23 protein-coding genes are annotated in these 23,903 nt (G+C 71.6%); 14 read left to right on the top strand and 9 right to left on the bottom strand.

The genetic code is table 11. From position 1 onward, the window contains the following. Window positions 1-197: 197 nt before the first annotated feature. Window positions 198-3,290 carry an NPCBM/NEW2 domain-containing protein gene (locus tag ACZ64A_RS17100; protein ID WP_469811114.1) on the bottom strand — a complete coding sequence of 1,031 codons (3,093 nt, stop codon included), beginning with the start codon at window positions 3,288-3,290 and terminating at the stop codon, window positions 198-200. 173 nt (window positions 3,291-3,463) lie between these two features. Beyond that, window positions 3,464-4,228, bottom strand: a complete 765-nt coding sequence (locus ACZ64A_RS17095; protein ID WP_469811113.1) for a VOC family protein — start codon at window positions 4,226-4,228, stop codon at window positions 3,464-3,466. Window positions 4,229-4,366: 138 nt separating this feature from the next. Here ACZ64A_RS17095 and ACZ64A_RS17090 point away from each other — a divergent pair, with 138 nt between their 5' ends. Next, window positions 4,367-4,822 (top strand): MarR family transcriptional regulator, encoded by a 456-nt coding sequence (locus tag ACZ64A_RS17090; RefSeq protein WP_469811112.1) that lies wholly within the window; start codon window positions 4,367-4,369, stop codon window positions 4,820-4,822. Between the two features lie 57 nt (window positions 4,823-4,879). On the opposite strand, the gene ACZ64A_RS17085 is transcribed toward ACZ64A_RS17090, so the two are convergent. Further along, window positions 4,880-5,272 carry a VOC family protein gene (locus ACZ64A_RS17085; protein WP_469811111.1) on the bottom strand — a complete coding sequence of 131 codons (393 nt, stop codon included), beginning with the start codon at window positions 5,270-5,272 and terminating at the stop codon, window positions 4,880-4,882. An 81-nt stretch (window positions 5,273-5,353) separates the two neighbouring features. Here ACZ64A_RS17085 and ACZ64A_RS17080 point away from each other — a divergent pair, with 81 nt between their 5' ends. Further along, a complete protein-coding gene (locus ACZ64A_RS17080) occupies window positions 5,354-5,893 on the top strand; it encodes a GNAT family N-acetyltransferase (protein ID WP_469811110.1) in 540 nt (179 codons plus the stop codon). Between the two features lie 16 nt (window positions 5,894-5,909). Here the strand turns inward: ACZ64A_RS17080 and ACZ64A_RS17075 are convergent, their stop codons facing one another. Next, window positions 5,910-6,593, bottom strand: coding sequence for a glycerophosphodiester phosphodiesterase (locus ACZ64A_RS17075; protein WP_469811109.1), 684 nt, complete (start codon window positions 6,591-6,593; stop codon window positions 5,910-5,912). A gap of 197 nt (window positions 6,594-6,790) precedes the next feature. On the opposite strand from ACZ64A_RS17075, the gene ACZ64A_RS17070 reads away from it, so the two are divergent. From ACZ64A_RS17070 to ACZ64A_RS17055, 4 genes are all read left to right on the top strand, one after another. Continuing rightward, entirely contained in the window at window positions 6,791-8,188 is a 1,398-nt protein-coding gene (locus ACZ64A_RS17070; RefSeq protein WP_469811108.1) for a DUF6421 family protein, read from the top strand. A gap of 38 nt (window positions 8,189-8,226) precedes the next feature. Further along, window positions 8,227-8,982, top strand: coding sequence for an SDR family NAD(P)-dependent oxidoreductase (locus tag ACZ64A_RS17065; RefSeq protein ID WP_469811382.1), 756 nt, complete (start codon window positions 8,227-8,229; stop codon window positions 8,980-8,982). Beyond that, window positions 8,979-10,049 (top strand): threonine aldolase family protein, encoded by a 1,071-nt coding sequence (locus tag ACZ64A_RS17060; protein WP_469811106.1) that lies wholly within the window; start codon window positions 8,979-8,981, stop codon window positions 10,047-10,049. The genes ACZ64A_RS17065 and ACZ64A_RS17060 overlap by 4 nt, the downstream gene beginning before the upstream one ends. A gap of 78 nt (window positions 10,050-10,127) precedes the next feature. Next, window positions 10,128-10,700, top strand: coding sequence for a transglutaminase-like domain-containing protein (locus tag ACZ64A_RS17055; RefSeq protein WP_469811105.1), 573 nt, complete (start codon window positions 10,128-10,130; stop codon window positions 10,698-10,700). A gap of 18 nt (window positions 10,701-10,718) precedes the next feature. Here ACZ64A_RS17055 and ACZ64A_RS17050 read toward each other — a convergent pair whose 3' ends face one another. After that, complete coding sequence (locus ACZ64A_RS17050; protein WP_469811104.1) at window positions 10,719-11,447, bottom strand: lysophospholipid acyltransferase family protein; 729 nt, start codon at window positions 11,445-11,447, stop codon at window positions 10,719-10,721. Window positions 11,448-11,653: 206 nt separating this feature from the next. Beyond that, window positions 11,654-12,070, bottom strand: coding sequence for a DUF4395 domain-containing protein (locus ACZ64A_RS17045; RefSeq protein WP_469811102.1), 417 nt, complete (start codon window positions 12,068-12,070; stop codon window positions 11,654-11,656). A 76-nt stretch (window positions 12,071-12,146) separates the two neighbouring features. On the opposite strand from ACZ64A_RS17045, the gene ACZ64A_RS17040 reads away from it, so the two are divergent. The 5 genes from ACZ64A_RS17040 to ACZ64A_RS17020 all read left to right on the top strand — a co-directional run bounded on the left by ACZ64A_RS17040 (window position 12,147) and on the right by ACZ64A_RS17020 (window position 16,794). Beyond that, window positions 12,147-12,560 carry a TlpA family protein disulfide reductase gene (locus ACZ64A_RS17040; protein WP_469811381.1) on the top strand — a complete coding sequence of 138 codons (414 nt, stop codon included), beginning with the start codon at window positions 12,147-12,149 and terminating at the stop codon, window positions 12,558-12,560. A gap of 205 nt (window positions 12,561-12,765) precedes the next feature. Then, entirely contained in the window at window positions 12,766-13,275 is a 510-nt protein-coding gene (locus tag ACZ64A_RS17035) for a flavin reductase family protein (protein ID WP_469811101.1), read from the top strand. A 220-nt stretch (window positions 13,276-13,495) separates the two neighbouring features. After that, on the top strand, window positions 13,496-14,284 hold the full coding sequence (locus ACZ64A_RS17030) for an electron transfer flavoprotein subunit beta/FixA family protein (protein WP_361625980.1): 789 nt from the start codon (window positions 13,496-13,498) through the stop codon (window positions 14,282-14,284). 81 nt (window positions 14,285-14,365) lie between these two features. Continuing rightward, window positions 14,366-15,328, top strand: coding sequence for an electron transfer flavoprotein subunit alpha/FixB family protein (locus ACZ64A_RS17025; RefSeq protein ID WP_469811100.1), 963 nt, complete (start codon window positions 14,366-14,368; stop codon window positions 15,326-15,328). A 170-nt stretch (window positions 15,329-15,498) separates the two neighbouring features. Beyond that, entirely contained in the window at window positions 15,499-16,794 is a 1,296-nt protein-coding gene (locus ACZ64A_RS17020) for a DUF6986 family protein (RefSeq protein ID WP_469811098.1), read from the top strand. 298 nt (window positions 16,795-17,092) lie between these two features. Here the strand turns inward: ACZ64A_RS17020 and ACZ64A_RS17015 are convergent, their stop codons facing one another. Together ACZ64A_RS17015 and ACZ64A_RS17010 are read right to left on the bottom strand one after the other, a co-directional pair. Next, complete coding sequence (locus ACZ64A_RS17015) at window positions 17,093-17,830, bottom strand: hypothetical protein (RefSeq protein ID WP_469811097.1); 738 nt, start codon at window positions 17,828-17,830, stop codon at window positions 17,093-17,095. Between the two features lie 81 nt (window positions 17,831-17,911). After that, a complete protein-coding gene (locus tag ACZ64A_RS17010) occupies window positions 17,912-19,000 on the bottom strand; it encodes a LacI family DNA-binding transcriptional regulator (protein ID WP_469811096.1) in 1,089 nt (362 codons plus the stop codon). Window positions 19,001-19,227: 227 nt separating this feature from the next. On the opposite strand from ACZ64A_RS17010, the gene ACZ64A_RS17005 reads away from it, so the two are divergent. Then, a complete protein-coding gene (locus tag ACZ64A_RS17005) occupies window positions 19,228-20,181 on the top strand; it encodes an ROK family protein (RefSeq protein ID WP_469811095.1) in 954 nt (317 codons plus the stop codon). Between the two features lie 79 nt (window positions 20,182-20,260). Here the strand turns inward: ACZ64A_RS17005 and ACZ64A_RS17000 are convergent, their stop codons facing one another. Continuing rightward, the gene (locus ACZ64A_RS17000; protein WP_469811093.1) at window positions 20,261-22,282 is read right to left on the bottom strand and encodes an NPCBM/NEW2 domain-containing protein; all 2,022 of its coding nucleotides are present in this window, start codon (window positions 22,280-22,282) and stop codon (window positions 20,261-20,263) included. 223 nt (window positions 22,283-22,505) lie between these two features. On the opposite strand from ACZ64A_RS17000, the gene ACZ64A_RS16995 reads away from it, so the two are divergent. Continuing rightward, window positions 22,506-22,700 (top strand): hypothetical protein, encoded by a 195-nt coding sequence (locus ACZ64A_RS16995; protein WP_469811091.1) that lies wholly within the window; start codon window positions 22,506-22,508, stop codon window positions 22,698-22,700. Between the two features lie 151 nt (window positions 22,701-22,851). Then, window positions 22,852-23,895, top strand: a complete 1,044-nt coding sequence (locus ACZ64A_RS16990) for an NUDIX hydrolase (protein WP_469811090.1) — start codon at window positions 22,852-22,854, stop codon at window positions 23,893-23,895. Window positions 23,896-23,903 lie beyond the last annotated feature (8 nt).

The following is a 23,903-nucleotide window of genomic DNA, read 5'->3' as shown; positions in this document are numbered from 1 at the left end:
GGGAACGGGTGGCCGGACCGAGGACGGACACCCCCCACCCCGGCCCCGACTCACCCACCGGCACGACGCGCTACATCAGCCCCCACCGGACGATGACGGGCCGCCGCAGGCCTATAAGGGGCGCGGGGAACTGCGCGAGCAACCACAACGCACCCGCAGCCGAACGACAACCGCCCCCAACCGTCACGCCTCACCCCTCACGCGCAGTGAAACGCCGCACCCCCCCAATCCCCATGATCCCCGGACTTCGACCCATCCGAATCCGTCACCACCAGATGCACATGCCGTGCCCCACCCACCGGCACGTTCACCTGCACCGGATCCGACTTCCCCGACACGGTCGGCGACGACCACAGCGTCCTGCCGTCCGCGACCACGGAGAACGACACCCCGCCGTAGCCGTTGATCTCGTCGTCCACACCCACGGTCGCCGTGAACGAGGAGCACGCCCCGCCCAGCCAGAACTCGATGTCGGAGTTGGCATGCGCGCCGATGCCCTTGGCGAACGTGGTCCCGTTCAGCGTGAGCGTACGACCGTCACCGGCTGCCGACTCCCCGTTGCTCCGGTCCCGTTCCGCCGGCCCCCACCCGTTGGAGGCGCTGAGCCACGGCAGATCGCTGGCCCACGCGTCCCCGGCCGGCGGCCGGGGCATGGTGCGCACGGCGGCCCGCTCCCCGGTCACCCTCTGCTCTCCGGCGGCCCGGTACCGCGCGGTGGCCGTGACCACCGTCTCGCCGACCGCAGCGTCCCCCGGCGGCGTCACCGTGAACTCGGCGCGCGCCCGTTCACCGGCGTCCACGCTTCCCAGCGCCCGCGCGGGCGACACGGTCCACCCCTGAGGCGCGGCGAGGGACACCGTCGCCCCCTCGGCACCCGCCCGCCCGGCGGTGAAGTCCACCGTGACCTTCCCGGGCACACCCGCGCTCATCTCCGCGTCGGCCGTCACGTCCAGCGTGCCCACGGCACCGGGCACCCGCCCGCCGACCGCGCTCGCCGCGTCCAGGTCCACCCGGAACGCCCGCGCCGTACTGACCGCCCGGGTCTTCACCTGCACCACCCCGGCCCGGTCCCCGGCGTCGTACCACCATCCCTCCGCGGCCGCCTCGAACTCGGCCCTGGACGCCTGCCGGGGCAGCGCACGCCCGTCCAGCCGCACCTGTGCCGGCGCGGACCCGGTGTGCACCGTGAACCGGTACGGCCGCGCGCTCTGCTTGCCGGCGAACGAGCCCGCGCTCGCGCCGACGTCGATGCGCACGGCCCCCGCCCCGCTGTCGGGCGCGCTCACGACGACCTTCTGCTCGGCGTACCGCCCCGTCCGGTGCTGCCGGGTCACCCCGTCGTCCTCGTACAGGGTGAACGAGGACCGGCCCTGCGGATACACGTCCCAGGCCAGCGGCGAAGAGGCCGTGCGGTCCCGGTAGGACCTGATCCCGGGCCACATCGGCACCGTGGCCCCCGCCTTCACGAACAGCGGCAGGGTGTCGAGCGGCGCCTGGTACCCGTTCACGGTCGTCGGCCCCTGGTACACCCGCCCCGACCAGTAGTCGACCCACCTGCCCTTCGGCAGGTAGATCCCGTCGCGCACGCTCTCGTCCCGGTACACGGGCGCGACGAGGAAGTCCTCACCGCTGAGGAACTCGTACTTCGCCGCGTCCGACGCGGCCACCGGGTCGTCCGGGTACTCCAGGGCCAGCGGCCGCACCGCCCCGACCCCGGTCCGGTTCGCCTGCGCCGCGTAGGTGTACATGTACGGCAGCAGCGACTCCTTCAGCTTCAGGTACTTCCGGTTGATGCTCGTGTACGGCTCCCCGTACCGGTACGGCTGCTTGTCCGACGACGCCCACCCGTCCATCGTCATCACGGCCGGCAGGAACGCCTTCCACTGCAGATCGCGCGCGTAGGTCTTCGCACTGCCGCCGAAGATCCCGTCCACGTCACCCGTGGTGTACGCGAGCCCGGACATCGTGGCGCCCGCGTACGTCGGGATCTGCCAGCGGATGTAGTCCCAGCTCCCGGACTGGTCCCCGCTCCACTGCACTCCGCACCGCTGCGCACCGGACCAGCTCTCCGGCGCCCAGGTGAACCCGCGGGCGTCGCTGTTGTCCTCGATCCCGCGGTACGCGGCCTTGCAGCCGTCCAGCGCGAACTTGTAGCCGTCGCCGACCCAGGCGACGTCCAGTTTGGCGACCCGCTGCCCGGCCTTGACCTGGTCGGCGAGCTTGTCCAGGCCGTCCTCGGTCCACAGTCCCATCTGCATGTCGCGGTCGCCCAGGCCCTTGGCCGTCTCGGCGAGGTTCTCGTACCCGCAGCCGTAGCCGTCGTTGACCAGCATCCAGCCCAGCGGCATGTCGTTCTTGACGTAGTCGTCGGCGACCTTCAGCGCGTCGAGGGTGTGCCGTTCGCCGCGGTTGGCGTTGTGCAGATAGCAGTCGGAGTCGCCGATCTCCAGGCCGTAGATCGGCGGGAGCATGGGACGCCCGGTGAGTTGGGTGTACTTCCCGATGACGTCCTTGGCGCTCGACCCGGCGACGTAATAGGCGTCGAACCGTTTCTCCTGCTCGGTGGTGGTCACCGGATCGGTGAAGGCGTAGGTCCCCGGCGCGTAGGTGTTGCGGTAGACGCCGTAGCCCGCCGACGACAGGTAGAACGGCACCGAGTTGGGGTGGCCGCCCTCGTTCCAGTTGTAGTCGACACCGACCTTCAGAGTCTTGCCGCGCTGCGAGGTGTTCCCGCTGCCGTTCTGCTCGCCGGCGCCGTAGAACTGCTCGCCGGCGCCGCGCGTCAGCGTCTGCGTGGTGGAGGTGCCGTCCCAGCTGATGCCGCGGCTCTCCTCCCACAGCCGGGTGCCGTCGGCGCGGTACAGGGCGAAGCGCAACGGCGCCTTGTACGCCCGCAACGTGACCTGGTCGGTGGAGAGTTCGTAGCGGTCTCCGCGGTCGGCCCACCGGGTGGCCGGCGCGGCTCCTTGCGGCAGCACGATGTCGGACCCCACCGGATCGGTGAACGTGCCGTCGGGCGCGGCCTCGATGCGGAAGGTGTCGGCGGACACGAAGCTCACCCGGGCCTTGGCGGCCCCCGCGGTGAACGTGTACACGGCCCCCGACGCCGAGAAGCCGGTGACGTCCCCGAGGGCGCCGGACGCGGCGGCCTCCGCGGCCGGGACGGAGGCCGCCGCGGGCGGGGCCGGGGCGCCGGTGACGGCGAGCGCCGCGCACAGGGCCGCCGCGGCCAGACCGGCCGCGCCGCGCTTGCGGTGCCGCGCGCGGGATCTGCTGGATGGAGCGGTCATATCGGTCCCTTCACATCCTGCGCGACCCGGCATCGACAGCGAACGATGACGGAACCTGCTTGATAACGGGCCGCATCGAGCAGAATCAATCAAGCGCAGCAGGTATAGCGCACCGCACGCCCCCTTGAACAGAGGGCGTGCGGTGGTGAGGGAACCGTCGGGTCCGGGCGGTGTCAGCCCTCCTGGCCGGCCTGATGCACGCCGAACATGGCGCCTTGGGGATCGCGCAGCACCGCGATGCGCGGGCCGTCGGGCACGGAAGTGGGTTCCATCAGGACGGTGCCGCCGGCCCCGGCCGCGTCGGCCGCCGTGATGTCGACGTCGGTCACCGCGAAGTAGGGCAGCCAGTGCGGCGGCACCTCCGGCGGGAACTTGTCGTCCATCACCGTCATGCCGCCGAAGTCGTCCCCGGCGATGCCCCACTGGGTGTAGCGCTCCGAGGCATTCACCGTCCAGCCGAACACCCGCGTGTAGAAGGCCTCGGCCTGCTTCGGCTCACGGGTCATCAGCTCCACCCAGCCGAGCGACCCGGGCGCGTTGAACAGCCCGGCGCCGGGAAAGGAACGGGCCTGCCAGAGCTGGAAGAGCGCGCCCGTCGGATCGGTGGCCACCGTGAACCGGCCGACGTCGAACACGTCCATCGGGCCGAGCAGCACCAAGCCGCCGGCCGCCCGCACCTGCTGCGCGGCATCGTCGGCGTCCTCCACCGCGAACGACACGTTCCAGGCCACCGGCTGCGACTCCTGGTACAGCGGCGAGAGCGCGGCCACGGCCGCGTCACCGAGGTGCGCGACCGTGTAGCCGCCGGCCTCCGAGCGCGGATCCGTCTCGGGCCGCCAGTTGAAGACGGCCGCGTAGAAGCGTTTCGCCGCCTCGAGGTCAGGGGTTCCGAGCTCCGTCCAGCAGGGCCCGCCGGTCACCGGTCGGTCGAGCTTCATGGCGTTCCTCCCAGTGAGAGCCCCCTGCGTCAGCACGCTAGTCCGGCCCGGATACGGCGGCCACCGCGCGCTTGAGCTCAAGCACGCTTGAGGTTCTACGGTGGCCGGTGACCTGGTGATCAAGGGGAAGGAGGCGCCGTGGCGCTGAAGGAGTACTCGGTCGAAGAGCTCGCGGCCCAGCCGATCGGGGCGTGGACCGGCGAGGCGTACCGGAGGGTCGTCGGCGCCCTGCGTGCCCAGCTCGCCGTCGAGAACCTCACCCAGCCGCACTGGTGGACCCTCAACCATGTCGCCGGTGAACCCGGGACGTGGACCCGTCCGGCCCTGACCGCGCGGCTGGCCCGCTACGAGGACCTCGGCATCGACTTCCACGACGTCTACGACGACCTCGTGGACCGGGGCTGGCTCACCGAGGACGGCGGCATGCGGCTGACCGAGGCGGGGGAGGCGGGACGGCTGCGGGCGAGGGAGCGCAACCTCACCGTGCACCGGCGGATGCACGAGGGCGTCACGGAGACCGACTTCGCCACCGCGATCGACGTCCTGCGCCGCGTCGTCAGCAACCTGGGCGGCGACGGCAACCTGCCGGACTGAGCCGCCGCCCGCCCGCCGCCGCGCCCGCCACCTCGGATCGCCGCCGCGCCCGGCAGCTCAGATCCCGGGCCGGTAGCGCAGCGGATGGTCCGCCGGGACCTCGACCAGCACGATGGGGACGCCGTCGGGGTCCTCGATCCACATCTCCACCAGCCCCCACGGCTCGCGCACCGGAGGCCGCGTGACCGGCACCCCCTTGCCCCGCAGTTCCTCGTGCGCCGCCGCCGCGTCGGGGACCTGGAGCCAGAGGCGTACGGCGGGGGAGGGCGGGGTGTCGGAGCGGCCCGACAGTTCCAGGAACCCGCCGCCGAGGAAGTAGACCGTGCCGCGCTCGGGGCCCGTGCCGAACTCGCGGTAGACGGCGAGGCCCAGATGTTCGCCGTAGAACGCGCGGGAGCGCTCGGGGTCGGTGGGGCGCAGAAGCGTCCGGCTGCTGAGAACGTGCACCATACATCCGGAGCCTAGTGGCAGGGTTACCCTCGAGCCGGGCCGACCCGCCCCGAGACAGCGAGACAGAGGGAGAAACGTCCCATGAAGTCCCCCGCCACCACCCTGACGTTCCGTGAAGCCACCGATGCCGATGTCGACGACCTGGTCGCGCTGATCGAGTCGGCCTACCGCGGGGACGCCAGCCGGGCCGGGTGGACCACGGAGGCGGACATCCTCGAAGGGCAGCGCACCGACCCCGAGGGCGTCCTGGAGGTCATCAAGTCGCCCGACAGCCGGCTGCTCACGGTCGAACAGGACGGCGTGATCGTCGCCTGCTGCCAGCTCGAACACCGCGGTGACCACGCCTACTTCGGCATGTTCGCGGTCCGGCCGAGCCTCCAGGGCGCGGGCGTCGGCAAGGCCGTCATCGCCGAGGCGGAGCGCCGGGCCCGCGCGGTCTGGGGCGTGACGGAGATGCACATGACCGTGATCTCCGTCCGCGAGGACCTGATCGCCTGGTACGAGCGGCGCGGCTACCACCGCACGGGCCGGATGACCCCCTTCCCGTACGGCGACGACCGCTTCGGCCTCCCGCAGCGCGACGACCTCCAGTTCGAACTGCTGGTCAAGCCCCTGACCTGACCGACGCGCGGCGGCCCTACGCCGTGAAGCGGCCCGCGCGTTTGATCTGCGGGTGGTCGGTGGTCACGCCGTCGAGTTCCAGTGCGCGGGCCAGTCGCAGGTGCTGCGGGGTGTTGACCACCCAGCTGAAGACCCTGAGCCCGGCCGTGCGGGCCCGCTCGACGACCTCCAGGGTGAGCCGCTGGATGTCCAGGCAGAGCGTGGCGGTGCCGGCCGCGACCGCGCGGTCGACGACCTCGGGGCCGTAGTGCTCGGCGACGAGCGCGGTCCGCACCCCCGGGACCAGCCGGGCCACCTCCTGGACCGCCTCGTCGTGGAACGAGATCACCTCGACCCGCTCCAGCAGGTCCCGCGCCCGCAGCACCTCCGCCAGCACCCGTGCGGCGCGCACGTCCTTGATCTCCGCCTGCAGCGGTGCCTTCACCGCGTCCAGGACCTCTTCGAAGACCGGCACCCGCTCGCCGAGACCGGCGTCCAGGGCACGCAGCTCCTCCAGCGTCAGGTCGGCGATCCGGCCGCTGCCGTCGGTCGTCCGGTCCACCCGCTCGTCGTGCATGACGACGAGCGCGCCGTCCTTGCTCAGATGAAGGTCGAGCTCGATCGCGTCGAGACCGGCACGCTCCGCAGTCGTGAAGGAGCGCAGTGTGTTCTCCGGCTCGACGCCCATCACGCCACGGTGTCCAATGGTGATGAAGTTCAAGGTCCGCTCACTTCCGTCGCCGACGGAGCCATCCGTACCCCGCCACCGGGGAAGAAACCCCTCCATCGCGACCGGACGGGAAAAACTTCGGTGACCATGGGGGTCGCGCAGGATAATTTCCGGAGCCGCCCCTTGCTGAGAGAAACCATGTATGTATACGGTCTTCTTACGCGAGGTCTTCCAGTGGAGGATGGGACATGACGGAAATTCTTGTGCAGGCGGGTACGGAGGAGACGGTTCCTCCGGCGAGCAGGGTGGTGGAGCACCCGGCCTGGCCCCGGCTCAAGGATGCCGTGGAGCGCATCAGGCCCTGGCAGTCCAAGGACGGCTCCATAGACTTCACGGCCGAGGGCGCCCCGCAGCGCGCCGAGGCCGAGGACACGGTCCAGCAGGTGATCGAGGCCGTGCGCGAGCTGTCCCCGCTGCTGCCGCACGACACCGCGTACCACGAGGCGCTGGTCAAGGACCTCCAGCGCTGGGCCGAGGGCGGCTTCGAGGTGCCGGACTTCCTGGACGCGCTGCTGGCCTTCCAGCCCGCGGCCGACCGCAGGGACGGTCTGCAGCACCTGGTCGTCTTCCCGATGTACACCCAGAACGGCAACCTCGACCGCAACCTCGAGGCGGTCGTGCTGCGCATGGTCTGGCCCGACTGGCTGGCCGAGCTGGAGCGCACGCGCTACGACAACCCGCTGTTCTGCGGCATCACCTTCGAGGACTTCACCGCGGGCTACGACACCAACTCCGCGGTGCTCTTCCCGGAGACCATCGCCGTGCGCGAGGCGCCGGAACGATTCTCCTGGGGTGGCATCTTCTGCGACCGCGAGGCCGCCCGCTTCCGCCGGGTGACCGAGGCGGCCGTCGAGCTGCTCGGCATGGAGCTGCCCGAGGACATCGCCGCGATGGTCCACGACCAGAAGCGCTGCGAGGACGCCTTCGTCCTGTGGGACATGGTCCACGACCGCACCCACAGCCACGGCGACCTGCCCTTCGACCCGTTCATGATCAAGCAGCGCCAGCCGTTCTGGATGTACGGCCTGGAGGAGCTGCGCTGCGACCTCACCGCCTTCAAGGAGGCCGTGAAGCTCCAGGCGGACGGTGTCCCGCAGGCCCGTGACGTGCAGTACGCCGTGCTCTTCGACCGGATGTTCCGCTTCCCGGTCACCGGCGACCGCAACCGCAACTACGACGGCCTCGGCGGCCAGCTCCTCTTCGCCTACCTGCACAAGCACGACGTCGTGCGGTGGACGGACAACAAGCTCTCCATCGACTGGGAGCGCGCCCCGCAGGTCACCAACCAGCTGTGCGCCGAGATCGAGAAGCTGTACCGCGACGGCATCGACCGCCCGAAGCTGGTGCACTGGTTCGCCGGCTACGAACTGGTCTCCACCTATCTCGCCCCGCACCCCGGCTCCACGTGGGCCAAGGGCCCCGACGCCCTGGACCTGAGCCAGCCGCCGCGCAAGCTCGTCGATGACGTGCTTCCCGACGAGTTTCCGCTGAGCATGTTCTATGAGGCGCTGTCCAAGAAACTCAAGAACGTGATTGCCTCGACCAAGGGCATCACGGCGGACGGTGCCGAGCGGATCGCCGCGTGAGCGACCGCGTCCAGAACACTGCTACGGAGGCGAAGAAGATGGCGAACGGGGCTCTCAGCGGTGCGGTGATCGCGGTCGCCGGCGCGGGCGGACCGGCGGGACGGGCGGCGCTGCTGCGGCTCGCCGAGGCCGGTGCGACGGTCGTCGGCGCCGACAACGACCCGGAGCGGCTGTCCGAGGCCGTCGACGCGGCCCGCTACGCCCAGGGCGGCGCGACCGTGACCGGCGAGACCGTCGACCTGCTCAACCTGGAGGCCACCCGGGACTGGGCCAACCGCACCGAGAAGGAGTTCGGCCGGATCGACGGCCTGGTGCACCTGGTCGGCGGCTGGCGCGGCAGCGAGACCTTCATCAAGACCAGCCTCGACGACTGGGACTTTCTGGAGCTGCTGCTCATCCGCACCGTCCAGCACACCTCCCTGGCCTTCTCGGAGGCGCTGCAGCGCAGCGACCGCGGCCGCTACGTCCTGATCAGCGCCTCCGGTGCCACCAAGCCGACCGCCGGCAACGCCGCGTACGCCGCCGCGAAGGCCGCCTCCGAAGCGTGGACGCTGGCCATGGCGGACTACTTCCGCAAGGCCGGCATCGGTGAGGGCGCCGACGGGCCCACCTCGGCGGCTGTCATCCTGGTGGTGAAGGCACTGCTGCACGACCAGATGCGCGCCGACCGCCCCAATGCGAAGTTCGCGGGCTTCACGGACGTCAAGGACCTCGCCGAGGAGATCGTGCGCGTCTGGGACAAGCCCGCCGCGGAAGTGAACGGAAACCGTCTGTGGCTGACCGAGAAGCCGTGAACCCCCCCAAGACCGACGCGCGTCGCCATCACGACCCCGAGGTCCGCGGTTTCGCCAGCGACAACTACGCCGGCGCCCACCCCGAGGTGCTCGCCGCCCTCGCGCTGGCCAACGGCGGGCACCAGGTGGCCTACGGCGAGGACGACTACACGGAGAACCTCCAGCGGATCGTGCGCAGCCACTTCGGCGCCACGGCCGAGGCGTTCCCGGTGTTCAACGGCACCGGCGCCAACGTCGTGGCGCTCCAGGCGGTCACCGACCGCTGGGGTGCGGTGATCTGCGCGGACAGTGCGCACATCAACGTCGACGAGGGCGGCGCGCCGGAGCGGATGGGCGGCCTGAAGCTGCTCACCGTCTCCACCCCGGACGGCAAGCTCACACCCGAGCTGATCGACCGGCAGGCGTGGGGCTTCGAGGACGAGCACCGTGCGATGCCGCAGGTCGTCTCGATCACCCAGTCCACCGAGCTGGGCACCCTCTACACGCCCGACGAGATCCGCGCGATCTGCGAGCACGCCCACGCCCACGGCATGCGGGTGCACCTGGACGGCTCCCGGATATCGAACGCGGCCGCGTCGCTGAACGTGCCCCTGCGCACCTTCACCAACGCGGTCGGCGTGGACATCCTCTCCCTGGGCGGGACGAAGAACGGCGCGCTGTTCGGCGAGGCGGTCGTCGTCCTCAACCAGGACGCGGTGCGGCAGATGAAGCATTTGCGGAAGATGTCGATGCAGCTGGCCTCCAAGATGCGTTTCGTCTCGGTCCAGCTGGAGGCGCTGTTCGCCAAGGATCTCTGGCTGCGCAACGCCCGGCACGCCAACGAGATGGCCCAGCGTCTGGCCGAGGGCGTGCGGTCCGTGCACGGCGTGGAGATCCTCTACCCCGTCCAGGCCAACGGCGTCTTCGCCCGGCTGCCGCACGACGTGAGCGAGCGGCTGCAGAAGCGCTTCCGCTTCTACTTCTGGGACGAGGCCGACGGTGTGGTGCGCTGGATGTGCTCCTTCGACACCACCGAGGACGACGTGGACGCGTTCCTCGCCGCACTGAAGGAAGAGATGGCGCGGTAGCCCTCGATTCTGCATAGGTATGCGATCACCCGAAAAGTCATTGACGCTCGGGTGATCGCTTTCCTATGCTCTGCGGCCATGGAGCCGATCCAGAACAACCCCGACCTTTCCGCCTACTTGGCGGCCGATGAGGTCATCGACCATCACCACCCGATGGTGCGGCAGACGGCTGCGAGACTGGCCGACGGCGCCACCGACTCGTATGACTATGCGCGTGCGGCCTTCGAGTTCGTGCGTGACGAGATCCCGCACTCGCTGGACAGCGGCGACCCGCGCCTGACCTGGCGCGCCTCCGACGTGATCGAGCGGCGCACCGGCATCTGCTGCGCCAAGTCCCATGCCCTGGCCGCGCTGCTGCGCGCCGAGGACATCCCCACGGCGCTGTGCTACCAGAAGTTCGAGGCGGTGCACGGTCTGGTCGCGGTCCGCTTCAACGGCGCCTGGCACCGCCAGGACCCGCGCGGCGGCCCGCCCGGCGAGAAAGCGGCGTTCAGCCTGGACGGGGAGCGACTGCCCTTCGTGCCCGACGCCGAGGCGGGTGAGCGGGACTACCCGGAGCTGTACGCCGCCCCGCACCCGGCGATCCTCGCGTCGCTGCGGGCCGCACCGGACGTCCCGTCGCTGTGGGGGAGCTATCCGACCGCGCTGTGAGAACGGGCCGGCGGGTCGTCAGTGCGCCTCGGCCGCCCGGACCTGCTCCGGCGTCGGCGCCGTACCGCCCAGGTGGGCCGGCATCCACCAGGTGTCGCCCGCGTCCTTCGGGCGGACCGGGTAGGCGCGCTGGGCGGCCTCCAGCAGCTCCTGCACGCGCTCGCGCAGACGACGGGTGATCGCGCCGGCGTACTGGTCGCGCGGCGCCTCGACGGGCTCGCCCACCCGGATGGTGATCGGGGTGTGGCTGCGCTTGAAGTTGCGGGGGTGGCCCTTGGTCCACAGCCGCTGCGTGCCCCACACCGCCATCGGGATCAGCGGGACCCCTGCTTCCTGGGCGAGGCGGGCGGCGCCCGACTTGAAGCTCTTCAGGGTGAACGAGGGCGAGATGGTGGCCTCCGGGAACACCCCGATCACCTCGCCGGAGCGCAGAGCGTCCAGTGCGTGCGCGTAGGCGGCCTCGCCCTGCTCGCGGTCCACCGGGATGTGCTTCATGCCGCGCATCAGCGGCCCGGAGATCCGGTGCCGGAACACCGACTCCTTCGCCATGAAGCGCACCAGCCGCTTCTGCGGGAGCGCCGCGAGGCCGTTGAAGATGAAGTCGAGGTAGCTGATGTGGTTGCTCACCAGCACAGCACCGCCCGTCCGCGGAATGTTCTCCGACCCCCGGCAGTCGATCTTGAGGTCCCATGCCTTGAACAGGGTTTTGGCGAGACCGATGACGGGGCGGTAGACGAGTTCTGCCATGGGCGGGACGGACCCTTCCTTCTTCATCCGCTGCCAGGGAATGCCAAGAAGGGTTGTTCCCGGCGGAAGTCAAGTTACGCAGCCGTAGGTTCACGGCTTGTCGCAGATCGTGCCCGAAACAACGGGCGGGAGCCAGTCCTGGTGCCCGTCCGCCGCGAGATCCTCGTCACGTCCACCCATCATCGACCTGCGCCTTTATGTTCCCTTTACTCTGCGCGAACCGCCGTACGTCGCACCAGCAGGTACATCTCGCACCCCAGGCAGTACGCGAACGCCGCGTTCAGGAAGGCCGCCGCCAGGGCCGCCCCGGTCGCCGCCATCCCCAGCCACTGCGGCCCCAGCGTGTAGCCGGCCAGGCCGACACCGGCGAACACCAGCCCCACCGCCTGCGCGAACCGCGGCGGCTCGGGCGCCTCGAACGCCCTCGGCGGGCCGAGCCGCGGCCGTACCGCCGTGCGGAACGCCCAGCCGTACGGCGAGCGCTGCACCCCGCCCGCCGCGCCCAGCGCGAACGCCAGCGTCTGCCAGGCCAGCAGCCAGGGGTTGCCCGTGATCAGCACGACGGCCAGCACTACGGTCGTCACGGCCGCACCGAACCGCGGCCCCCTCACGTCGATGTCCATGGAGGCAAGCATTCCGCAACGGATGGACTTCTGGGAGCGGGGAATCTTTGCAGTCTGATGAATGCTGATGCGGATGATGACCGGACTGGTGGTGTGTGTCGTGGTGCTCGCGCTGGCGAGCGCCTACGGCCTGGTGCAGCGACGGCGGAGCGGGAGAGTACGGGTGCGCGTGCGCGATCAGGGCAAGCGGCTCACGGCGGCCGACCTCGGCGGCGAACTGGGGGAGCGGGCCACGCTGGTGCAGTTCTCCAGCGCCTTCTGCGCGCCCTGCCGGGCCACCCGGAGGGTGCTCGGCGAGGTCGCCGGCCTGGTTCCGGGCGTCACGCACCTGGAGATCGACGCGGAGGCCCGCCTGGAGCTGGTGCGCGCGCTCGACATCCTGAAGACCCCGACAGTGCTGGTCCTCGACGCCGACGGCCGCGTCGTGCGACGGGCCACCGGTCAGCCGCGCAAGGCCGACGTCATCGCGGCCCTCGGCGAGGCGGTGTGACGCCCCGTTCGGTCACGGTGAGCTGTCTCCCACTCCACGGGACGTACTTGACTGTGCTCGCCACCTATCGTCAGCCTGACCGCATGCCTTCGGAACTTCTCCTTCATGGACGGGTGCACGTCGACCTCGTCCGCACCGCGAGCGCGCGCTGTCCGGGCCCAGCCGCCCCGCGCCCCCTCGCCTCTCCCCGCTGAAGGACAACTCCATGACGGCCTCGCCCGACCTGCGCACCCCCCGGCTCGCCTCGCCCGACCTCCTCCGCTCCGTCTTCCGGCGGCACGCGGCCGGGGTCGCCGTGATCACCGCACGCGGTGCGTCGGGGCCGGTCGGTTTCACCGCGACCTCCCTCACCTCCGTCTCCGCCGAGCCCCCGCTGCTGTCCTTCGGGATCGGCACCGGCGCCTCCAGCTGGCCGGCGATATCCGAGGCCGGCCACGTCGGCGTGCACATCCTCGGTGAGCACCAGCAGGAGCTGGCCGCCACCTTCGCCCGCAGCGGCGCCGACCGCTTCGGCGCCCCCACGGCCTGGCGCGAGGGCCCGCAGGGCGTGCCCGTGCTGGACGACGTCCTGGCCTGGCTGGTGTGCCGGGTGGTCGCCCGGGTTCCGGCCGGTGACCACCGCATCGTCCTCGCCGAGGTCGTCGTGGGGGACCCCGCCGGGCCCGGCCGCCCGCTCCTTTACCACCAGGGCCGCTTCACTGCTCTGCGCGATTAGTCACGCTCCGGCTCCCCTGCGGAGCGGTCCGGTTCCGGTTACGCTGCGTTGCAAAGGTCACAGTTCAAAGCGCTTGCTTAGCGGGCAGGAACTGGATGTACTGACGAGTAATATTTCGGTCGGAGCGGGGACCGCCCCGTACCGGAATCGGCCGCTTGGGGCGCCTATGCTGCCTCTCAAGTAGGCAGCCGAGAAATGACGAGGCAGTAGGAGAGCCGGCGTGAGCTTGAGGATCGTTGTCACTGTGAAGTACGTGCCCGACGCCACTGGCGACCGGCACTTCGCCGATGACCTGACCGTCGACCGGGACGACGTGGACGGTCTGCTCTCCGAGCTGGACGAGTACGCCGTCGAGCAGGCGCTGCAGATCGCCGAGAACTCCGACGACGACGTCGAGGTCACCGTCCTGACCATCGGCCCCGAGGACGCCAAGGACGCGCTGCGCAAGGCGCTGTCCATGGGCGCCGACAAGGCCGTCCACGTCGAGGACGACGACCTGCACGGCACGGACGCCATCGGCACCTCCCTGGTGCTGGCCAAGGCGATCGAGAAGGCCGGTTACGACCTGGTCATCTCCGGCATGGCCTCCACCGACGGCACCATGGGCGTCGTCCCGGCGCTGGTCGCCGAGCGTCTGGGCGTCCCGCAGGTCACGCTGCTGTCCGAGGTCTCGGTCGAGGACGGCACGGTCAAGGGCCGCCGCGACGGCGACGCCGCCTCGGAGACCCTCGAGGCCTCGCTGCCGGCCGTCGTGTCGGTCACCGACCAGTCCGGCGAGGCCCGTTACCCGTCCTTCAAGGGCATCATGGCGGCCAAGAAGAAGCCGGTGGAGTCCTGGGACCTGTCCGACCTCGACATCGAGGCCGAAGAGGTCGGCCTGGAGGGCGCGTTCACCAAGGTCGAGGCCGCGAACGAGCGCCCCGCGCGCACCGCGGGCCAGATCGTCAAGGACGAGGGCGAGGGCGGCAAGCAGCTCGCTGAGTACCTCGCGAGCCAGAAGTTCATCTAAGGGACCCGTTCGTCCCTGGAGCAGGGACCGCTTCCCTGACCGCCCCTCAGACTTCGCAATCCCCGCAGGAGATGCATTCCCATGGCTGAAGTTCTCGTCTACGTCGACCACGTGGACGGTGCCGTCCGCAAGCCCACTCTGGAGCTGCTGACGCTGGCCCGCCGGATCGGCGAGCCGGTCGCCGTCGCGCTCGGCAACGGCGCCGGCGACACCGCCGCCGCGCTCGCCGAGCACGGCGCGGTGAAGGTCCTCACCCACGACGCCTCCGAGTACGCCGAGTACCTGGTCGTGCCGAAGGTGGACGCCCTGCAGGCCGCCGTCGAGGCCGTCTCCCCGGCCGCCGTCCTGGTGCCGTCCTCCGCCGAGGGCAAGGAGATCGCCGCGCGTCTGGCGCTGCGCATCGGCTCCGGCATCATCACCGACGCCGTCGACCTGGAGGCCGGCGACGAGGGCCCGGTGGCCACCCAGTCGGTGTTCGCCGCGTCCTTCACCACCAAGTCCCGTGTCGTCAAGGGCACCCCGGTCATCACGGTCAAGCCGAACTCGGCCGCCGTGGAGGCCGCCCCGGCCGCGGGCAGCGTCGAGGCCCTGTCCGTGACGTTCTCCGACAAGGCGACCGGCACCAAGGTCACCGGCCGTACGCCGCGTGAGTCGACGGGCCGTCCGGAGCTGACCGAGGCCGCGATCGTGGTCTCCGGTGGCCGCGGTGTGAACGGCGCGGAGAACTTCTCCCTCATCGAGGGCCTCGCCGACCAGCTCGGTGCGGCCGTCGGCGCCTCGCGTGCCGCCGTGGACGCGGGCTGGTACCCGCACACCAACCAGGTCGGCCAGACCGGCAAGTCGGTCTCGCCGCAGCTGTACGTGGCCTGCGGCATCTCCGGTGCCATCCAGCACCGCGCCGGTATGCAGACCTCGAAGACCATCGTGGCCATCAACAAGGACCCCGAGGCCCCGATCTTCGAGCTGGTCGACTACGGCATCGTCGGCGACCTCTTCGACGTCGTCCCGCAGCTGACCGACGAGGTCAAGTCCCGCAAGGGCTGATCCCCGCCCGGCTCGCCGAGGCCCCCGTGACCTGCGCGGTCGCGGGGGCCTCGCCGTGTCACGGCCAGGGGTTCATGCTGTGGACAGGGTGTTGACCAGGAGGAAGATCCACAGATAACTTCGCTCTACGGATTATTGATTCCATAGAGCGGAAAACAGGAGGGTGCGGGATGGGTCAGGGCCAGCAGGAGAAGGTGGCGACGAGCCTCGCGGGCGCCGTCAGCGAGGAGATCAGTGCCTCCCTCGCGCCGGTCGACGCCGAACTGGAGCGCCGCTACCCGGGCGACCCCGGCACCCGCCAGCCCGTGCACACCGTCTACGTCCCCGGTGACGTCTTCGCCGCCGGCACCATCCGCTCCTGGGGCGACCAGGCCCTCGCCGCGCTGGACGAGCACGCCCCGGACGCCGCCTCCTTCGCCCGCGTCCTCGGGCTCTCCGACGACCTCGCCGAGCCCGTCTACACCCGCGTGCGCGCCAAGCTGGAGCGCGAGCCCATCGAAGACCTGCGCGTCGACTTCGAGGACGGCTACCACGGCGAGGACGAGGACGAGGACGCCGCCCGCGCCGCGCGTCTCATCGCCTCCGCGTACGCCGAGGGCACGGCCGCCCCCTACATGGGCATCCGCATGAAGTGCATGGAGGCCGCCGTCCGCGACCGGGGCATCCGGACCCTGGACGTCTTCCTCAGCGGGCTGCTGGAGCACGGCGGGCTGCCGGACGGGCTCACCCTCACCCTGCCCAAGGTGACCTACCCCGAGCAGGTCACCGCCATGGTCCGCCTCCTGGAGGCGTTCGAGAAGGCCCGCGGTCTGGAGCCCGGCCGCATCGGCTTCGAGATCCAGATCGAGACCAGCCAGTCGATCCTCGCCACCGACGGCACCGCCACGGTCGCCCGGATGATCCAGGCCGCCGAGGGCCGCGCCACCGGACTGCACTACGGCACCTTCGACTACAGCGCCTGCCTCGGCGTCTCCGCCGCCTATCAGGCCAGCGACCACCCGGCCGCCGACCACGCCAAGGCGATCATGCAGGTCGCGGCCGCCGGCACCGGCGTACGCGTCTCCGACGGCTCCACCAACGTCCTGCCGGTCGGGCCCACCGAGAAGGTCCACGACGCCTGGCGGCTGCACTACGGCCTGACCCGCCGGGCGCTCTCCCGCGCCTACTACCAGGGCTGGGACATGCACCCGGGGCACATCCCCACCCGCTACGCCGCCGTGTTCGCCTTCTACCGCGAGGGCTTCGAGCAGGCCGCCGCCCGCCTCGCCCGCTACGCCGGGCATGTCGACGGCGACGTCATGGACGAGCCGGCCACGGCGAAGGCGCTCAGCGGGTACCTGCTGCGGGGGCTGGACTGCGGTGCGCTCGATGTCACCGAGGTGGCCGAGGCGACGGGGCTCACGCGGGGCGACCTGGAGGGCTTCTCCGCTCCTCGGCGGGGGGATCTGACGGCTTCCGCGCAGTAGCCTGCGGCCGGGGTGCGTTGTGCCTGCGGCGCTCGGTGCGTTGTTGTCTGCGGGTTCGTTGTGGCTGGTCGCGCCGTTCCCCGCGCCCCTTTTTTGCCTGCGGCGGCCCGTTGCCGTCCGGTGGGGGCTGGTGTCGCGCCTGCGGTTGGTGGTCAAGGCGGGGCCGCGGTGGGGGGTGTCCGTCCTCGGTCCGGCCGGCCGTCTTCGACGGGCGTGCCGTGTCACGGTGCCGGGCGCTGCGGGCGGACACCCCCCACCCCGTCCCCTTCCCGCCGTGGGCGCCTGGCGGTCGTCGCGGCTATGCATACCGCTCCAGGCCGGATGTGGTGACGAGGTTCTCTTCGGCGAACAGGTGCGTGCCCCGGGCGCACAGGCCCGCGTCTGCGCGGGCTCGGGTGCAGAATTCCTCCGGGGTCGCTCCGAACAGCTCGCGCAGGCGTGGCGAGGCTCGTACGAGTTCGTTCAGCAGTGCGCGCTGGCCGGGGTGGTCGCGCGGTGCCCGGGTGTGGCCGCGCAGTACGCCGTGCCGGTTGACGTAGCAGTACACGCCCGGAAGCAGGCTGCCGTCGGCGAGGGTGACCTGTACGTCCGGTGCGGGTAGCCATGCCCGCTGGAAGTTGCCGTGCGGCAGTGGCACGCCCTCGCTCGCGTCGATCACGGCGAGCTGCTCCGGGTCCAGCCAGATCACGAACAGCTCCCGGACGCGGGCGGAGGAGCGGACGGGGGAGGCCGAGACATAGCCCATGCGGCTGACGTGCGCCGAGACCCCGACGTCCACACCGGTCACCCGGGCCCTGACCATCGGCACGGGCGAGGTGACCGCGAACTCGTCCAGCTTGTGGCGCAGCTGGCCGGGGCAGGCGTTGGAGCCGACCGTCAGCACGGGGGCGCGGTCGTCGTACACCAGACGGTGGAGCGGCAGCAGCCGGTCCCCGTCGAGCAGCCCCGAGTCCCGCGGCCAGGCACCGGGGTACAGCAGCGGGTCCTCCCGCGGCACCTGGGCCAGGCCGAGCGCTGCCAGGCTGGAATGCACCATCGGGACCCAGACTAGTGCTGCGACCGGAAAGGTGAGCCGGTGAACCTTTCCGGTCGCAGCACCAGCCACCCGGCGGTCGGGTCACCGCCCCGGCGGCAGCTCGCCGGAGCCGCGGGCGATCAGCCGGGTGGGCAGTTCGACGCGTTCGGGGGCGACGAGGTCGCCGTCCAGCTGGCGGAAGAGCCGCTCGGCGGCCGTACGGCCGAGGGCCGCCGCGTCCTGGGCGACCACCGTGAGGCCCGGCTGGAGCAGGTCGGCTAGCTCGACGTCGTCGAAGCCGACGAGCGCGACCGGGCGGTCGTGGGCCGCGAGGACGCGGATCACCGTCACCGAGACCCGGTTGTTGCCGGTGAAGATCGCGGTGACCGGCTCGGGCGCGGACAGCATGTCCTCGGCGGCCCGGCGCACCCGCTCGGGGTCGGTGGCGCCCAGCGACATCCAGGCGTCCGCCACGGGTATGCCCGCGTCCTCCATCGCGGCCCGGTAGCCGCGCAGCCGCTCGGCGGCCGTGTGGATCCGGGGCATGTCCCCGATGAAGCCGATCCGGCGGTGCCCGTGCGCGATCAGATGGGCCACGCCGTCGCGGGCTCCGCCGTAGTTGTCCGACAGCACGCAGTCCGCGTCGATGCGGCCCGCCGGGCGGTCCACGAACACGGTCGCCACCCCCGCCCGGATCTCCGGCTCCAGATAGCGGTGGTCGTCTCCGGCGGGGATCACCACCAGGCCGTCCACCCGCCGCGCGCACAGCGCCAGGGCCAGCTCCTGCTCGCGGTCCGGGTCCTCGGCGCTGGAGCCGTTGATCAGCAGCGCCCCGTGTGCCCGGGCCACCTCCTCCACCGCGCGGCTGAGCGGGCCGTAGAACGGGTCCGCGAGGTCCTCCAGGACCAGCCCGATGCTCGCGGTGCGGCCCTTGCGCAGCACACGGGCGCTGTCGTTGCGGCGGAAGCCCAGCGCCTCGATGGCCTCCTGCACGCGCCGTTCGGTGTCCGGGGTGACGCCGGGCTCGCCGTTGACCACCCGGGAGACGGTCTTCAGGCCGACTCCGGCGCGGGCCGCCACGTCCTTCATGGTGGGACGGTTGCCGTACCGGCTGCCGGGCAGGCGGTCGGTGAGGCGGGCGGTGCTGCGGGCGGTCTCGGGCACGGTGCGCTGTCCTGTCCTGTGGTCCACGGGGAGCGGGGGCTCCGTCGGCCCCATCCAACCGCCGAGAGGATGCGGAGGTCCATGGGCTTGTATGAGGATGTGGCGTCGAGCATAGAGCCTGGACAACGTTGTCACAGGCAGGGGAGACTGTCCCTCGCACACTCCGGCCCGCGCCCCCACCGCCGGCCCGCGGCGTTCCGCACCTTTTCAGGTTTCGCTTGGTTCCCATCGCCGAACGGGGAGATCCGACACTGATGACCACCGACCTCGTGGCCGCGCTCGACATAGGCGGCACCAAGATCGCCGGCGCGCTGGTCGACGACCGCGGCACGATCCTGGTGCGCGCCCAGCGCCCGACGCCCGCCCGGGAGGACGGCGACACCGTGATGCGGGCCGTCGAGGAGGTGCTCGGCGAGCTGGCGGTCTCGCCGCTGTGGGGGCGCGCGCGGGCGCTGGGCATCGGCAGCGCGGGCCCGGTGGACGCCTCCGCGGGCACCGTGAGCCCGGTGAACATCCCCGGCTGGCGCGGTTTCCCGTTGGTGGGGCGGGCCCGTGCGGTGACCGGCGGTCTGCCGGTGGAACTGATCGGTGACGGCGTGGCGATCACCGCCGCCGAGCACTGGCAGGGCGCGGCCCGCGGACACGCCAACGCCCTGTGCATGGTGGTGTCCACGGGGGTCGGCGGCGGCCTGGTGCTGAACGGCCGGCTCCATCCCGGCCCCACCGGCAACGCCGGTCACATCGGGCACATCAGCGTGGACCTCGACGGCGATCTGTGTCCGTGCGGCTCGCGCGGCTGCGTCGAGCGCATCGCCAGCGGTCCGAACATCGCCCGCCGCGCCCTGGACGACGGCTGGCGGCCCGGCCCCGACGGTGACACCTCCGCGGCCGCGGTGGCCGCCGCCGCCCGCGCCGGCGACCCGGTGGCCGTCGCCTCCTTCGAGCGGGCCGCCCAGGCGCTGGCCGCCGGCATCGCGGCCACCGCTACCCTGGTGGAGATCGACGTCGCGGTGATCGGCGGAGGTGTGGGCAATGCCGGCGAGGTGCTCTTCGCCCCGCTGCGCCGCTCGCTGGCCGACTACGCGACGCTGTCCTTCGTCCGCCGGCTGACGGTGGCCCCGGCCCAGATGGGCACCGACGCGGGCCTGGTGGGAGCGGCGGCGGCCGCGCTCACGGGAGTGGCGGGGGTCGCCGCGGCGGGCGTCTGAGCCGAGGCGCCGCCCGGGATCGCCGACGGAGTGCCGCCCGACGCCCGCCCCGGCCCGGGGCGGGCGTCGCGGTGTGCGGTCAGCAGGTCAGCCGGGCGTCCGCCCAGTCGGCGTGGTCGGAGTCGACTCCGTCGCCGCCGTCGGTGACGACCAGCTCCACCACCTGCGCACCGGACACGTCCGCGGTGAGGGGCTGCGCGGGCATGGCGTTGGTCAGCACCCCGGTCGAGGCGACCGTGTGGCCGTCGGCGCGCACCTCGAAGGCGACCGTGCCCTTCGTGTCCTTCTCGTCGTCGACGCCGACGGACGCGCTGACCGTCTTGCAGGAGCGGCCGGTGTAGTAGGCGACGGTGCTGGGCGCGTGCACGCCGAGCCCCTTGCCGTACACCACGCCGCCGATGGTGAGCGGACGACCGTCACCGGCCGCGCTCTCGCCGTTGCTGGTGTTGCGTTCCACCGGTCCCCAGCCGCTGTCGGCCGACAGCCACGGCAGATCGCCGAGGTACGACACTCCGGCGGGCGGCGGCACGACCACGGACGCCGTCACAGTCAGGGTGTTCGCCGCCCGCACACCGGTCGGCGAGCGGTAACTCGTCGTCAGCGTCAGGCCGTACGACCCGGTCGGTGTCCCGGGAGGAGCGGTGACCGTCCAGGCGGTGCTCAGGGAACGGCCGGTGGGCAGCGACGCCGTCGTGGTGGGCGAGGCGGCCTGCACCGTCCAGCCGGCGGGGCCGGTCAGGGCGACGGAGACGGCACGGGCGGGGGTCCGGCCGAGGTCGGTGGCCGTGGACGTCACCGCGACCGGCCTGCCCGCCTCGACGTACGCGCCGCCGTCCAGGCCGGCCTCGACGGCCGGCGGCTGCGCGGCCCAGCCGCCGTCGGCGGCGACGCGGACCAGCACCGTGCCGTGCGCGGGGACCGTGGCCGCGATGGTTCCCGCGGTGTTGTACGACGTGTGCCGCCACAGGTCGCGCAGGGTGTAGCCGTCGGCGGCCGGGAGCCCGACGGCCTGTGCGGTGGTGGCGATGCGCTGCGCCGTGGACGACTCGTTGAACAGGGCGACCGCGCGGCTGCCGTCCCGCAGCTGCTTGGCGATCACCCAGCGGCCTCCGGCCGAGGAGACGACGGTGCCCTGCTTGCCCAGCGGGTCCTGGTCGACGGCGATGACCTCCTTGTTGGCCAGGATCTCGTACGTCGCGTCCGTGGCCTTGCGCAGGTCGGTGCCGATGAGCAGGGGCGCGGCCATGACCGACCAGAGGGAGAAGTGCGAGCGGTACTCGGTGTCCGTCATGCCGCCGTTGCCGACCTCCAGCATGTCCGGGTCGTTCCAGTGGCCGGGACCGGCGTACGGGGCGAGCGGCAGGTTCTGCTTGGCGATGGCCAGCATCGAGCCCCAGCTGTCGGAGATGTCGCCCGTGGTGCGCCACAGGTGACCGACGTCGGCGGCCCACTCCCAGGGCTTGTTCTGGCCCCATTCGCAGATGCTGAAGACGATGGGCCGCCCGGTCGCCTTCAGCGCGTCGCGCATGGTGGTGTAGCGCTGCTTGGCGTCGACGCCCTGGTTGTTGCAGTTGTCGTACTTGAGGTAGTCGACGCCCCAGTCGGCGAACTGCCGGGCGTCGCTGTACTCGTGGCCCAGGCCGCCGGGGAAGCCGATGTCGCTGCAGGTCTTCGTTCCGGCGCTGGTGTAGATGCCGAGTTTCAGGCCCTTGGCGTGGACGTAGTCGGCGACCGCCTTGATACCGCCCGGGAAGCGGGCCGGGTCGGGCACGAGCTTGCCCGCGGCGTCGCGCTGCGGGAGCGCCCAGCAGTCGTCGAGGTTGACGTACTGGTACCCCGCGGCCTTGAGGCCCTTGGCGACGAAGAGGTCGGCGATGCCCTTGACCATCGCCTCATTGAACTCCGCCCGGCAGTGCGTGGAGTTCCAGTTGTTGAAGCCCATCGGCGGGGTGAGCGCGAGCCCGTCGGCGAGGGTGGCCGTGTCCGGCGCGGCGGGGGCGCCGGACACGGCGACGGCCGGGGCGGTGAGCCCGGCCGTACACAGGAGCCCTGCCGTGAGCGCTCCGAGGATTCTGTGACGCGATGTGCCGGTGTGACGCATGGTGACATGCCTCCGACCAACGAGAAGGGGATGACGTCATGCACTCGTCATCGATGCGCGTTCACGGTAGAACGTGTGGGACTGTGTTGGAAGATGGCGGGTCGTGAGAACTTCGCGCTGCGGACGGTGGTCGTCGCGGTGCGGAACGCGAGGGGCCGCTCGTGAACGGGAGGTGAAATCAGCCGGGGCGTGACCTCCGCCCGATCGCGCAGTTGAGCCGGGCATGAAGAAGCGCAGCATGCTCGCCATCGCCTCCCTCGCCACCGGCTTCGTCGTCGCGGCGATCACCCCCTCGCACGGTCTGGACGCCGACGATCTGACGAACCTGAACGTGGGAGACACCCTCAGCACCCTGGACCACACCGTCGCCCAGGACAGTTTCCAGGTCGACGAGGGCGCGCTCGGCGGAGGCGAGTGACGAGGAGCGGGCCGGCCACGGCGGTGCCGCCCCTTCCGCGCCCGGGTGCGTGAGGGGCGGCACCGCCGCGTCATGCGCCCTCAACTGGCGCTGGTTTCCGTGGCAGGGTGGAGCGGGCAAGCCACAGGGGGCCAACAGAAGAGGGGGAACCGTGACCGTCGTCTGGATCAACGGTGCGTTCGGAGCGGGGAAGTCCACCACCGCGCGCGAACTGATCGACGTGATCCCGAACAGCACGCTCTTCGACCCCGAGCTCATCGGCGGAGCGCTCCAGCACCTGCTGCCGCCCAAACGCCTCGCCGACGTCGGCGACTTCCAGGACCTGCCGATCTGGCGCCGTCTCGTCATCGACACCGCCGCCGCGCTGCTCGCCGAGCTGGGCGGCACCCTCGTGGTCCCCATGACCCTGCTGCGTCAGGAGTACCGGGACGAGATCTTCGGCGGCCTCGCCGCCCGCCGGATCGAGGTCCGGCACCTTCTCCTCGCCCCGGCTGAAACGATCCTGCGCGAGCGGATAGCCACCCGCCCCGTCCCGCCGGACCTCCCGGACGGCGAGATACGCGTCCGGCAGTGGGCCTACGACCACATCGAGCCCTACCGCGCGGCCCTCGCCTCCTGGCTCACCGCCGACGCGCACCTCATCGACACGGGCGCCCTCACGCCGCAGGAGACCGCCGTGCGGATCGCGCAGGCGGTCGGCAGCGGCGCCGCGTCCGTCTGCGACATCGTGCAGACGCCCGAACCCACCGGCGAGACCGTGGCCGCCGGTGTGCTCCTCTTCGACGAACAGGACCGGGTGCTGCTCGTCGACCCCACCTACAAGCCCGGCTGGGAGTTCCCCGGCGGTGTCGTCGAACCCGGCGAGGCGCCGGCCCGCGCGGGCATGCGCGAGGTCGCGGAGGAGACCGGGATACGGCTGGACGAGGTGCCCCGGCTCCTCGTCGTGGACTGGGAACGGCCCGCGCCCCCCGGCTACGGCGGTCTGCGCCTGCTCTTCGACGGCGGCCGCCTCGACTCCGCCGCGGCCCGCCAGGTGCTGCTCCCGGGGCCCGAACTGCGCGGCTGGCGCTTCGTCACCGAACACGAGGCGGCCGGGCTGCTCCCACCCGTGCGCTACGAGCGACTGCGCTGGGCCCTGCGCGCCCGAGAACGCGGCGCCGCGCTGTATCTGGAGGCGGGCCGCCCCGTGGGGTGAGCCGGCCG

Source organism: Streptomyces sp. NPDC104814, assembly GCF_055583185.1.
The sequence above is the reverse complement of the archived record's forward strand: the minus strand, read 5'-3'. Positions and strand labels throughout refer to the sequence as shown.